The organism is Nitrincola sp. A-D6, from assembly GCF_000764495.1.
Classification (GTDB): Bacteria; Pseudomonadota; Gammaproteobacteria; order Pseudomonadales; family Balneatricaceae; genus Nitrincola.
In genome coordinates this window covers 43,575-56,304 of sequence record NZ_JRLB01000024.1, presented here as the reverse complement: position 1 = coordinate 56,304, position 12,730 = coordinate 43,575, and the positions used below count along the sequence as shown (strand labels likewise).

Below are 12,730 nucleotides of genomic sequence, written 5' to 3'. Positions count from 1 at the left end.
GCGCGCATGACACTCTGGTTATCCATCGGACTTCTGTTCACCTTCGCTGCGATTATCGCGGTATTGACTAAATGGTGGAATCTGCGCTGTATTGGCGTCACCCCGGTTCGCACCTTTACTTTCATTGCCATACTGTTTACGTCCGGGCTGGATGTTGGCTTGATCATGTTCCCATTGACCGAATTCGCTGGCTATGCCGACCTGTCAGCCAGCCCTGAGTACAGTTTTGCCAATCCACTGGCGATAGAATTTGGCTTCTGGGCATTTTTAATCTGGGGGTTTTACTTCCTCACCTGTTTTTACTTCTGTGTGGTCGAACCTCGGGTGCGTTTTTTTGATATTCCGCTGGTCAAAGTGGTCAACAATGCCGTGATTATCGGCACCTGTGCATTTACAGCCTTCCTGCTACTGGTCAACCTGCCCTGGTATCTGCCCGAAATAGGTGATGGTGAAAGCGTGATACCCACCTTCTACCTGATCGTGTTATTGGCGATTGCAGCCGCTGTATACTCCAGCAGCAAACTCAAGTATGTACGAATTCTCAGCCTCGGCTCCTCCTGGCTGTTCATCGCCTGATTGCCATGATGTGGGGCGGCGCCTTCCTCACAGACAACGGCAGCCCGAGTGATTTTATTGCCACCGCTGGCCTGATCACGGAATACTTTACCAATCTGCATCAATTCATGTTACCGCTGAATGACTACCACGAGTTTTACCTCTTCTGGTGGTTCTCCTGGAGCATCATGATTGGTCAGTTCACCGCACGCTTTGTCAGTGGTTTGCGCACCTGGCAGTTAATGCTGGCGATGCTGGTATTCCCGTCCGTTGCTATAGGTACCTGGTTCACCGTGCTCTATCATTACCATTCAGAAGGCCTGCATATCAGCAGTTTCATCAATGTGGCGATGATCTCTGTCGGTATCTTGATGGTGGTTAACTCACTGGATTCATTGATCCGTCTCTACACTGAGAACCTCAACCTGACCGCCCGTCATATCGGCAAATCGCGCTACTTTCTGGGCAACTTTGCCGCCATGTGTGCGCTGACCATTCTTTTCCAGTTGGATTTCCTGAAAATCCAGTGGGTGGGCGCTTTGGTTATCGCCATTTACTTTGGCTGTTTAGGCTACATACTGCTGTACAAGCGCAAAGAGGTCATGGCAATCGAGGCCTCACCCGAGGAAAACATCCTCGACTTCAACCGCATAGAGCTAGCCAACTAACCTCCTGTAGGCGCTCGCTCTGCGGGCGCTTCAACCCACCGGTTTCTGCCGCTTCCCGGCAATAAACGAACCACTCACAATAGCGATACTGGCATAAAACAGCGTCCAGCTGGCATTCGCCTCTCCCGCCAGCACCAATAGCACCACCGAGATCAGTGGCGCACTGTAAGCCAGGGTGCCCAGCAACTGCAGATTGCCGTGCTTGACGCCATAGTCCCAGGTAAAAAAAAGCGATACCTACCGGCCCTAACCCTAATCCGATCACCCCCACCCACTCGGCCCAACTCTGTGGCCAGACGGTTTCTTCCAACACCAGGTGACACACCAGCGCCAGTACCGCTGTAACAGCACAAAACCAGCCAACCGCATCTGTTGGTACCGATTTGACCAGACGGCTCAACACCGAATAACTGGACCAGATCAAGGCACAAAGCAATGCCAGCAAATACCCAGGTAAGTATTGCGGTTGAAAGCCATTGTGATTCTGACCAATCAATATCCAGCAGCCCAGAAGCGCCAGGCACGCACCAAGCAAATGTACGCCACGTAAACGTTCACCGGGTAACAACGCACTGAAAATCACAATCAATAGCGGCCAAAGATACGCCAGCAAACTCACCTCAACAGCCGGTGCCAGGGTCATCGCCTTGAAATAAACAAAATGATAGCCAAAAAGCCCAGCGACACCGATCACCCAGGCCGCCAGCGGTTGTCGCAGATAGCGCAATCCTGATCGCTTTTGTCCATGCCAGCGGATCAGCATCAGCAGAAAAGCGATGGCAAAGGTCATCGTCATCATCTGGAACTCCGGGATAGCCCCGCCGGTCATGCGTGTCAATAACGCCAGCGTCCCCCAGAGAAAAACCGATACAGAACCAATCAGTGTGGCCTTGTGCAGTTGGGTCATTATCAGACTCTATCAGCTTGGAAAAACACCAGTGTATACCATGCCTGCAGGCTGTCTTTGCCGGATCAGCTGTGTTGTTTGTTCCGCTGGCGGAAATAGCGTGGTGATTGACCAAAGTGACGGCGAAAACGGTCGCTGAAAGCCGCAAGATTGGTATAGCCGACCTGTTCAGCCACTAGCTGCACCTGAAGATCAGTAGATTCCAGTAGTTGTCTGGCTTTCTGCATACGCAGCTCCAGCAAATATTGCTGTGGTGATCGCCCTAAGTGCTGTTGAAACAGACTGGAAAGCTGCCTGACACTCAAATAAGAAATGCCAGCCAACTGATTCAGAGAAATCGGGCGATGCAGTTGCTGTTCCAGATAGGTTCTGGCAACTTCAATACGCCGGTCCTGCCGAACGGGCAGAGCGAAACGTTGCTGTAGCAGTTGCAACAACAAGCGCAGCATCTGGTGCTCGGTTTCTGTCGAGCCAGGTACCTGGTGACACTGCATCTGTAGGTGCAAAAAATTAATATACTGACGTAATACCTGATCCAACTGCACAAAAGCCGGAAGCCGCTCCAACATGGGAGCCATTGTTTCAGGCACATCGGCGACTAAAAAGCAGTTGGCTACTGGCGCATAAAAACCATGATCAGCACCCGCCGGAATAATTGCGGCCTGCTGGGCAGTGACTGCACCCTCAGCATAATTGACACTCAGGCACAGCTCACCATCAACCGGCAATACCAATTGATGATGATCGTGATGGTGGCTCGCCACCTCATCTGAATAGGAGCGCAACTCCAGTTTGAGCGCAGCTGAGTTCACCCAACATCATCCTGTGACTGATTGATAGAAGTATCAGTATACAACAGCTAAACCAAGCAAGAGAATTGTTCAACACGCTCAGTCTGCTGACTAAATTCCCATACCGAAATTTACCTTCTCAACTGGAAACGTTAGTCAAAATCGGGTAGGGTCTAAAGAAAACAACATAAATACAGGAGCCCCAATTCAAGTCTGACTGCCCTTAATCCAGGCTGTTCAGAAGGAGAGAGCTGAACTGATGATCCCGATTTTACTGCCGATTGGCGCACTGTTAACGGGTATTGCCCTGCTACTGCTGGGCATGGGATTGTTAAACACTCTGCTCGCACTTCGAGGCAGTGCAGAAGGCTTCAGTGATCAAACCCTCGGCTTGCTGGGTTCTGCCTATTTTATCGGTTTTATTCTGGGCACCTGGCTCTGCCCCAAACTGATCCGGCGTATGGGCCATATCCGCGCCTTCGCCTTTCTCGCTGCCGCAACATCCACCTGTGTACTCCTGCATGTTTTGATTATCGATCCTGTCACCTGGTTTATCCTGCGCGTCATTACCGGTACGGCACTGGTTGGCATCTACACCGTGATTGAAAGCTGGTTGAATACCCAGGCACCACCGGAACGCCGTGGTCGGGTTTTTGCCGTTTACATGGCGATTAATCTGGGTTCACTCGCACTGGCGCAGCAGCTACTGCGTATAGACAGCCCCCTGGCGTTCAGCTTATTTGCCATCTCGGCAATCTTTATTATTTTAGGCCTTATGCCAGTGGCCGCCACACGACTGACGCAGCCCAAAATCAGCGACACTCCCTCCCTGTCACTGAAACTGCTTTGGCGTGCGGCCCCTATCGCTTGTGCCGGTGCTTTGCTCTCCGGGTTGGCAATGGGGGGCTTCTGGGGGCTGGGGCTGTTTACGCTGGTCGATTAGGCATGTCACCCGCTGATATTGCCATGTTTATCTCTCTGGTTATCGTCGCCGGAGCACTGTTTCAATGGCCAATGGGGATACTCTCCGATCGCATAGATCGACGCCAGGCACTGGCGATTATTGCCATGATCGCTGCTGTTGGCGGCGTATTGATGATACTCCTCAGCCTTATGGCCAATGGTTTTTGCTCGGAGCAGGCGTATTTGGAGCGGGAGCCTTTGCAGTCTACCCGGCTGTTGTAGCCACTTGATCGACCACCTGCATCAGGATGAAATCCTCTCCGGTAATGCCGCTCTACTGATGCTGCATGGTGTAGGTGCGGCCTTGGGCCCCGCCACCGCTGGCTGGATAATGAGCCAAACTTCGGCTCATGCTCTGCCGGTTTACTTCAGCACCATGTTTGTCATCTGTGCCGTCTACAGCCATATACAGGCACGCCGCATGCGCGACACTATTGTTGAAGAGTCTGCTCACTATGTACCCATGGTACGCACCTCACCGGTGGTGCTGGAAATGATGCTGGATGATCAAACTCCAGATGAACCAACAGACGAGGCTACTGATTTGGAAATGGAACCTCATACCGATACAGAAGAGGCTCTACAAGAAGAATCTACAGAACAAGAAAACACCCCAAAAACTCCCCTTGATAAAGTGCCTCACAAGGAAGAAACAGATCCATCAAATGACACTGACAAGCCCGATCCTACTGATCGTTAACACGTTCAGCCATGACCGGCAGGAGTAATGAGTACTATGATTCTGGCAACAGATCTTGACGGAACCTTTCTTGCAGGCGATCCGGAAAATCGCCAGCGCCTTTATCAACTGATCACTGCCCACCAAGGCATCAAACTGGTATTTGTCACCGGACGTGGCCTGGAAGTTGTGGTCCCCCTGCTTTCCGACCCGGCTATTCCTCGCCCTGACTACATTATCTGTGACGTGGGTGCCACGCTGGTGGATGGTGAAACGCTGCAACCTGTGTACCCGGTGCAAAGCGAAATAAATGCCTGCTGGCCCGGAGATCTGACCATCGTTGAAGCACTGAAGGGCTTTCCTGGCCTGGAACGTCAGGAGGTGCCGCAGCAACGTCGCTGCTCCTACTTTTGTGAACCCGGCGCGGTGACTGACAAACTCAAGCAGACGATTGAAGGGCTAGGCTGCGATATGCTGTTTTCAGCCGGGATATATCTGGACTGCCTGCAAAGGGTTAACAAGGGCACAACCCTGCAACGCTTGATCGAGCACTTGCAACTCGCCAGGAGATGATGTGCTGGTTGCCGGGGATACCCTGAACGACCTGTCGATGTATGAGCAGGGATTCAAGGGTGTCTGTGTCGGTGAATCGGAACCTGCCCTGCTGGATGCTACTGCCGACAGGGCCAGTGTGCTGCAGGCACGCCTCAGTGGTTGTGGCGGGATTCTGGAAGCTGTGGGTCATTTTGGTTTTCTGGGTCCCCTGGGGGTCGATCACGAACTACCCGACCTGACCATCAAGGGTAAAGCCGATCTGGTGATGGTTTACCACCGACTGCCCTATGAGGAGGTCGAAGAGTCAGGCAAGCTGATCCGTCGTCCGCCCTCATCACCCAACGGTATCCTGCCCACCCTGCTAAGTTTCTTTGGCCGTGGTCAACGCGGCTCCTGGGTGGCCTGGTCAATCCATGACCCGCGTAAAGGCCGTGCGTTTGAGGTACATACCCAGGTCGACCCCGAGCAGTATCCAAACCTGGTCGCTGCACGAGTAGCACTAACCAAGGACGATGTGGATACCTTTTACAAACGTTTCTCCAAAGAGGCCTTCTGGCCGACCCTGCATACTTTCTGGGAAAGAGCCATCTTTCGTGAGGAAGACTGGGTCACCTTCCTCAAGGTCAACCGCCTGTTCGCCGAACGCACCGCTGCCGAAGCCGCTGAAGGTGCGATTATCTGGTTACACGACTACAACCTGTGGATGGTCCCGGCCTACCTGCGGCCCTTGCGCCCGGACCTGACCATCGCCTTCTTTCACCACACCTACTTTCCTTCGGCGGATGTCTTCAATGTCCTGCCCTGGCGACGTGAGATCATCGGCAGTCTGCTGCAATGTGACTATATCGGCTTTCATATTCCCCGCCAGGCGGAAAATTTTGTCGATGTCGCCCGCGGCGTTGCACCACTGGAAGTCGTGGAAACCAGCGGCTGCGCCCCCCGTTTTCTCACCTACGGCTGTGCGGTAGGGCTGGACAGTATGACCACGGCTATTCGTGTCCATGATCGCCATATCGGTCTGGGCGCGCATCCGGTCGGACTGGATGTCGGTCGTATAGACACAATTGTTCAAGAGCCAGCCTGCCAGGAACTGATGGAAACACTGCGCCAACAGCTTCGCCATACCCGCGTGGTTTTGTCGGTAGAACGGCTGGATTACACCAAGGGTACCCTGGCGAAACTACTGGCCTTTGAGGCATTACTCGATGTGCACCCGGAACTGATCGGCAAGGTCACGCTGATGACCATCTGTGTACCGGCGGCACGGGAAATGACTATCTATGATGAGCTGGTGGGACAGATAGAACAGGCTGTGGGGCGCATCAATGGCCGCTTCTCCCGTGTAGGCTGGTCACCGGTACAGTTTTTCTACCGAGCATTCCCATTTAAGGAACTGATTGCCTACTACCTGATGGCTGATGTGATGTGGATTACGCCCCTGCGCGATGGTCTCAACCTGGTTGCCAAAGAGTATATTGCCACTCAGGGACTCTGTGGTGGTAATGGGGTGTTGGTATTATCAGAATTCGCCGGGGCCGCTGCCGAGTTGCATGGCGCCTTGTTGACTAATCCACACGATCCGCATGACCTATGCGATACGCTCTATATCGGCCTGACACTAGGTAAAGCCGAACGTGAAGCCCGCTTGAAGGAGATGTACCAGATCGTCTGCCATAACGACATCGCCCGCTGGGGCGAGGAGTTTCTGGGGGCCGTTAAGGCGACACGCCGGACACAACTGTCACTGCTGACAGAGGGAGCCGCCTGAATCTCAAGCTTAGGCTGGTGGCCGGCGTATGGGGATTCGATGCCCCCAAAAAAACAGAGCCAGGCCACCCACCACCAGCAAACAGCCCTTCCATAAGCTGGCGGTCAAGGGTTCGGCATTGAGCAGGTTGCCCAGCATCAAGGCGAAAACCGGGTGATCAGTGTCACCAGAGCTACCGTACTGGGTGGCAGGTGACGCAATACATGAAAATAACTGACAAAGCCGATCAAAGAGCCAAAGATTGCCAGGTAGAGTACTGACCAGAAGGCACGCGTGGATGGATCGATTACCAAAGGTGCTGCACCCATCAACCACCAGGTCAGCGCGAATCCGGGCAGAGACCAGAGTAACGCACCGACTGTGTGTGCCAGCGGATGCACCTGAGCACCGGTGCGTTTGACCAGCACGCCACTCAGACTGAACAGACTAACGGCCATTAACAGCAAAAACACACCCGGCAGGCTTTCCCGTCCCAGCACCACATCATCGGTAAAAATCACTCCCAGACCCACAAAAGCCAAGGCACTGGCCACCCAGCGATAGGGTCTCAAGGCTGGCTCGTTAAGTAACCCCATGCCAAAGATCGCCGAAAGAATCGGTGCCAGACCAAAAATGATCGAAATCAGCCCGGAAGGTACATAACGTGAGGCAATATAGGTGCAGCACATGGCGCCAAACACCCCGAGTGAAGCATAGGCATAGGCCAGTTGCGCACGCGCATTTAACGGCAGCCGAATACGCAACACCGCCAATAACATCAAGCCAAGCAAAGCCGCAATGCCCATACGCAACCAGCCGGCCAGCACCGGATCGATGGTTTCACTGCTCCAGGCAATGGTTAACGGTGTGGTGGACCAGATCAACACCACAGCAAGATAGGCAACCGGTATAGACATCATGTCTCCGAAGCCGTTATCAAAACGGCACAGACACCGCACACAGGCTGTGGCGGTATAGATCAATAAAAAACCCTGCAAGCCTGTAATCTTCCGCCATATCCGGTTTTGGGTCAACGGTCTTTGCCAATATCCGAGTAAAATACTACGTTATTGCTATACTACCTAAACACGAGGATACTATTGGGTAATCAATTAACCATTAAGGAGAACACATATGAGCCTTCAAATAGGTGACACCTTTCCTTCACTGACCCTGAAAGTACTGGGTGAGAAAGGTCCAGAAGACGTTACCACCGACAGCCTGCTGAGCGGTAAAAAAGTGGTGCTGTTTGCCGTTCCCGGTGCATTCACCCCCGGTTGTTCCAATACCCACCTACCCGGTTTTGTCATGAAAGCCGATGAAATCAAGGCACGTGGGGTCGACAGCATCATCTGCACTGCCGTAAATGATGCCTTCGTCATGGGTGCCTGGGGTAAGGCGCAGAATGCGGAGGAAATCATTATGCTGGCTGATGGGCTGGGTGAACTGGCTAAAGCCGCCGGACTGGATCAGGACCTTTCAGCTCCAGGGCTGGGTGTGCGCAGTCAGCGCTATGCCATGATCATCAATGACGGCAAGATCGAGCTGCTCAATGTCGATGCCACAGGGGTCGATAAAAGCAGTGCAGAAACTGTACTCGCGGCGCTTTAACGTTTTCCGGCAGCGCCTGACCGGCGCTGCGGTTTGATTACGACTTAAAGCCGCACAACCTAAGCCGGCAAACAATTTATAGTTTCGATGACCTGGCTTTTCGCCGACGAGTGGCTTTACGCTTGGGGCGCTGTCCGGTTCCGGCAGGTACCCGAATAGCGCTTTGGCTCACTTGGCTTATCAGGCTGCTCAGGGTAGTTTCCAGACTGTGCATAAAAGCCTGATAACTGTCTTCACGCTGGCTGATAGCATCAAGCCGGGCTTCCCATTCCGCGGTCATATCCGGCAAGGTGGTCGGTTCTGGCAGACTGTTAATCAGTCCCTTCCCCGCTGGCGTTGCCAGTATCTGCTTACCCTGGCGCATCAGAAATTGACGTTTGAACAGCAACTCGATAATCCCCGCACGGGTGGCTTCTGTACCTAATCCATCCGTTTCACGCAGAATTTTACGTATCTCCGGATCTTTGACATACCGGGCGATGCCGGTCATGGCAGCCAGCAGCGTAGCATCAGTGAAATGCTTGGGTGGCTGGGTCATTTTTTCCTGCAACTCCCCCCTCAGACAGCGTAGGGACTGGCCTTTCTTTAATGGCGGTAGTGCTGACTGTCTGGGTTCATCGCCGTCATCATCACTCTGACGTGAGGGAAACAGCACCTTCCAGCCACTGTCCTGCGTTTCACGTGCGCGGGCAATAAAACAGCCTCCGGCAATATCCACAAGCACTTCGGTATCATGATAGCACCAGGGTGGATAAAACTGGATCAGGTACTGACGGGCGATCAGTTCATACAAACGTTGTTCATTTGCCGACAGGCGGGTGCCGCTGGCCTGTTTTTCGGTAGGTATAATGGCGTGGTGGGCATCCACCTTTTTATCATTCCAGGCTTTGCTGCGTAATCGCAGGTCAGTGCCATCGGCGGCCTCGGCCAACGCCGGGCAGGTGCTGCGAATAGCCTTAACAACGCGCTCCGCCCGTCCCAAATGCTCCTCAGGCAAATAACGGCTATCAGAACGCGGATAGGTAATCAGCGTGTGCTTTTCGTACAGGCTCTGACAGGTATCCAGCACCTGTTGGGCACTCATGCCGTAGCGTTTACCGGCATCGATCTGCAGAGCTGACAGACTATAAGGCAGGGGGGCAGGCTGCTGTTTGGTTTTCCGGTTCAACTGGGTGATCTGTGCTGGCTGACCGGTAATGCGGCGAATAACATTCTCTGCCAGGGCTTTGGATATCACCCGCCCCTCTTCATCCTGATAAGCCGCGCAGGCTTCACTGGGTTGCCATTTAGCCTGAAAATGTTCACCGGCTTCAGTTTCCAGTTGCGCCAGCACTTCGTAAAAGGGTTTGCTGACAAAGGCTTCAATGGTCTCATCCCGACGTACCACCAGTCCGAGCACTGGCGTCTGCACCCGTCCTACCGACAAGACACCCTGATATCCGGACTGCTGACCTTGCAAGGTGCAGGCACGCGTCAGGTTGATACCATACAACCAGTCGGCTCGTGAACGCGCCAAAGCCGAGGTCGACAGCGGCACAAATTCGCGGTTAGGTTTGAGTTGAGCCAAAGCCCGACGTACCGCATCGGGGTTCAGGTCACTGATCAGGCAACGCTGCACGGTATTGCGTTTGTATTCGGGCACTTTAAGGTAGGCGATCACTTCATCAACCAGCAACTGACCTTCGCGGTCCGGATCACCAGCATGAACTAATTCATCCGCTTGTTTAACCAGCTTTCGCAACACAGTCAGTTGCTTGCGAGTTGCACTCTTAGGTTGCAGCTGCCATTCACCGGGTAGAATCGGCAGATGTTCCATGCGCCAGCTTTTAAATGCCGGATCATATGCCTCGGGTTCAGCCTGCTCCAACAGATGCCCGATACACCAGCTCACCAGCACATCCTGCCCGCAACGCACAAAGCCATCACCACGCTGCTTGCTGCCGGGCAGCGCATCAGCAATGGCACGACCTAATGAGGGCTTCTCGGCAATATACAACCTCATGCAAAAATGCGGGCCTGTATTTTCATCCCCAGCCTGTTATATTCATGTCTTTGATGATTTCTCTGACGGACATTTCTCATGCGACTCCCTATCACTGTCTGGGGCCTGGCACTGGGCCAGGCTTTGCTGGTTTCCGGTAATATTCTACTGGTTTCGGTAACGGCACTCATCGGCCAACAAATAGCGCCCAGCCTGAGCTTAATCACGCTGCCGGTCGCACTGCAGTTTCTCGGCTTGATGGGTGTTACCCTGCCTGCAGCACATCTGATGCGTATTTTTGGACGCAAAGCGGGCTTTCTGATCGGTAATCTGATCGGTGTTGGCGGTGCTGTGCTGGCCTATTCTGCCCTTGCTGCCGGCAATTTTACACTGTTTTGTGTCAGTACGTTTCTGCTGGGCATGGCCATCGGCGTCGGGCAGCAATACCGCTTCGCCGCCATCGAAGGTTGCTCTGGAAGCCAACACCCCCGCGCGATTAGCCTGGTAATGGCTGGAGGAATCATTGCCGCTATTTTAGGCCCTAACCTGGCGATCTGGGGTGAAAACCTACTCCCGGACACTCAATATTTGGGCGCTTTTGCCGTACTGATCGGTCTTTATGTCCTCACAACTATCCTCATTTCCTGCCTGCCTTTGGCAAGGCCATCGTTTGATGAACTGCATGGTGAAGCTCGCTCCTACTCTGAATTGTTCCGTCAACCGCAACTGATCGCCGCCATTACCGCTGGTGTCATAGGTTATGCCGTGATGGTACTGATCATGACCGCCACACCCTTAGCCATGCAAGGTTGCGGTTTCGGATTCAGCAGTACCGCCAGCGTGATTCAGTGGCATGTGCTGGGTATGTTTGCCCCCTCCTTTATTACCGGACGATTGATCACCCGCTTTTCAGAAGCCAAAGTGATTCAAACCGGCTGCCTGCTGCTGATCCTGTGCGTACTTTTGAACCAGTTAGGCACCAGCTATTGGCATTTCTGGACCGCCCTGGTTGCCTTGGGTGTAGGCTGGAACTTTACCTTCATCGGCGCCACCTCACTACTGACCCACACCTACCGCCCTGCAGAAAAAGCCAAAGTACAAGGCATCAATGACTTTCTGGTATTCGGCAGCGCCGCCATCGGCAGCCTGCTGGCCGGATACTGGCAAAGCCTGCTCGGCTGGGAAATACTCAATCTACTCATGCTCCCCGCCATCGGCGTCGCCATGCTCCTGGTCGCCCTCAGCGCCAAAAGACACCAACAAAAAGGGTCAGTACCCTTTTCCGGTAAAGGTACTGATCCCTTTAATTTTTTAGGAAGGCTCATGGAAACATCTTCTCGAAGTGGAATTGTTTTCGCACTAAGTGCATTTTTTCTATGGGCTGTTGCACCCATATATTTTAAAGAGATGTCCTTTGTTCCCGCGACTGAAATTCTTGCCCACCGGGTGATTTGGTCTTGCGTCATTGTTTTTGTGTTGATCATTCTGCTGCGTTATACCGGTGCATTAAAAAAAAGTGCTGCAATCACCCAAAACGCTCATGGCCATGTTGGTTTCGACTCTGCTTATAGGCTTAAATTGGGGAACCTTTATCTGGGCCATTCAGAACAATAAAATGCTAAGCGCCAGTTTGGGCTATTACATTAACCCACTGATCACCATTCTATTGGGCGTGGTTTTCTTTAAAAACAAACTTGATAGAGTACGTATAATTGCGGTGGGTTTATGTTTCTGTGCCGTGGTGTTTGAAGTGATTCAATTTGGCTCTTTACCCTGGATTGCCCTGGCACTCGCCATTACCTTCGGATTTTATGGCTTAGTACGTAAAAAAGTCGCTGTAGACAGTTTTACCGGCATGGCCATAGAAACCGCCATTCTGCTGCCTATCGCTCTATTATATTTATCGCTAATCGACTCACCTACGGCGAATATGTTTGATAATAGTGCTGGTGTAAACTGGCTGCTGTTTGCTGCCGGACCGGTGACTATGGTCCCGCTGATGTGTTTTGCGGCCGCCGCGAACCGTGTTAGCCTGGTGACCCTCGGCTTCTTTCAATACATAGGGCCAACAGGGATGTTTTTGTTAGCGGTATTTGTGTATGACGAACCGTTGAGTGCAGAAAAACTCACGACGTTTGTACTTATCTGGTCGGCACTTGCTATGCTGATTGTCGATTCCTTGCGATACCTGCGTAAAACTAACGCGGCCACTATCATGATCGACAAAGATGCGACTTAACCAGACTGTTGTTTGCATACCAAGAACAATATTG

General features: G+C 52.8%; 13 protein-coding genes and 1 pseudogene. 9 read left to right on the top strand and 5 right to left on the bottom strand.

All coding sequences use genetic code 11. The features are described from left to right. The first annotated feature begins 6 nt into the window (after positions 1–6). Both LH51_RS22175 and LH51_RS22170 read left to right on the top strand, forming a co-directional pair. Complete coding sequence (locus LH51_RS22175) at positions 7–576, top strand: hypothetical protein (RefSeq protein WP_235263522.1); 570 nt, start codon at positions 7–9, stop codon at positions 574–576. 5 nt (positions 577–581) lie between these two features. After that, positions 582–1,223: a hypothetical protein gene (locus tag LH51_RS22170; protein WP_235263521.1), complete on the top strand. Its 642-nt coding sequence runs from the start codon at positions 582–584 to the stop codon at positions 1,221–1,223. Here the strand turns inward: LH51_RS22170 and LH51_RS04845 are convergent. Both LH51_RS04845 and LH51_RS04840 read right to left on the bottom strand, forming a co-directional pair. Then, positions 1,198–2,130, bottom strand: a complete 933-nt coding sequence (locus LH51_RS04845) for a DMT family transporter (RefSeq protein ID WP_235263520.1) — start codon at positions 2,128–2,130, stop codon at positions 1,198–1,200. The genes LH51_RS22170 and LH51_RS04845 overlap by 26 nt on opposite strands. Positions 2,131–2,195: 65 nt before the next feature. Continuing rightward, positions 2,196–2,942 carry an AraC family transcriptional regulator gene (locus LH51_RS04840; protein ID WP_036520293.1) on the bottom strand — a complete coding sequence of 249 codons (747 nt, stop codon included), beginning with the start codon at positions 2,940–2,942 and terminating at the stop codon, positions 2,196–2,198. 238 nt (positions 2,943–3,180) lie between these two features. Between LH51_RS04840 and LH51_RS21215 the strand changes: the two are divergent. The 4 genes and pseudogenes from LH51_RS21215 (at position 3,181) to ggpS (ending at position 6,886) form a co-directional block, all read left to right on the top strand. Then, positions 3,181–4,106 (top strand): annotated as a pseudogene (locus LH51_RS21215) (MFS transporter). A gap of 4 nt (positions 4,107–4,110) precedes the next feature. Beyond that, positions 4,111–4,584, top strand: coding sequence for a hypothetical protein (locus LH51_RS21205; protein ID WP_200881869.1), 474 nt, complete (start codon positions 4,111–4,113; stop codon positions 4,582–4,584). Positions 4,585–4,611: 27 nt separating this feature from the next. Continuing rightward, positions 4,612–5,136: an HAD family hydrolase gene (locus LH51_RS22165; protein ID WP_235263519.1), complete on the top strand. Its 525-nt coding sequence runs from the start codon at positions 4,612–4,614 to the stop codon at positions 5,134–5,136. Between the two features lies 1 nt (position 5,137). Further along, positions 5,138–6,886, top strand: a complete 1,749-nt coding sequence (gene ggpS, locus LH51_RS04830) for a glucosylglycerol-phosphate synthase (RefSeq protein ID WP_235263518.1) — start codon at positions 5,138–5,140, stop codon at positions 6,884–6,886. A 9-nt stretch (positions 6,887–6,895) separates the two neighbouring features. Here the strand turns inward: ggpS and LH51_RS23395 are convergent, their stop codons facing one another. Both LH51_RS23395 and LH51_RS04825 read right to left on the bottom strand, forming a co-directional pair. Further along, positions 6,896–7,027 (bottom strand): hypothetical protein, encoded by a 132-nt coding sequence (locus LH51_RS23395; RefSeq protein WP_268746524.1) that lies wholly within the window; start codon positions 7,025–7,027, stop codon positions 6,896–6,898. Next, on the bottom strand, positions 7,024–7,782 hold the full coding sequence (locus LH51_RS04825) for a DMT family transporter (protein WP_235263517.1): 759 nt from the start codon (positions 7,780–7,782) through the stop codon (positions 7,024–7,026). The genes LH51_RS23395 and LH51_RS04825 overlap by 4 nt, the downstream gene beginning before the upstream one ends. Before the next feature lie 217 nt (positions 7,783–7,999). Between LH51_RS04825 and LH51_RS04820 the strand changes: the two genes are divergently transcribed. Further along, complete coding sequence (locus LH51_RS04820) at positions 8,000–8,476, top strand: peroxiredoxin (RefSeq protein WP_036520291.1); 477 nt, start codon at positions 8,000–8,002, stop codon at positions 8,474–8,476. A gap of 76 nt (positions 8,477–8,552) precedes the next feature. On the opposite strand, the gene LH51_RS04815 is transcribed toward LH51_RS04820, so the two are convergent. Then, positions 8,553–10,478: a DNA topoisomerase III gene (locus LH51_RS04815; RefSeq protein ID WP_036520289.1), complete on the bottom strand. Its 1,926-nt coding sequence runs from the start codon at positions 10,476–10,478 to the stop codon at positions 8,553–8,555. 78 nt (positions 10,479–10,556) lie between these two features. Here LH51_RS04815 and LH51_RS04810 point away from each other — a divergent pair, with 78 nt between their 5' ends. After that, positions 10,557–12,071, top strand: a complete 1,515-nt coding sequence (locus LH51_RS04810; protein WP_081960663.1) for an MFS transporter — start codon at positions 10,557–10,559, stop codon at positions 12,069–12,071. Beyond that, positions 11,998–12,696 carry an EamA family transporter RarD gene (rarD, locus tag LH51_RS04805; protein WP_081960662.1) on the top strand — a complete coding sequence of 233 codons (699 nt, stop codon included), beginning with the start codon at positions 11,998–12,000 and terminating at the stop codon, positions 12,694–12,696. Before LH51_RS04810 ends, rarD begins: the two co-directional genes overlap by 74 nt. The last annotated feature ends 34 nt before the right edge of the window (positions 12,697–12,730 follow it).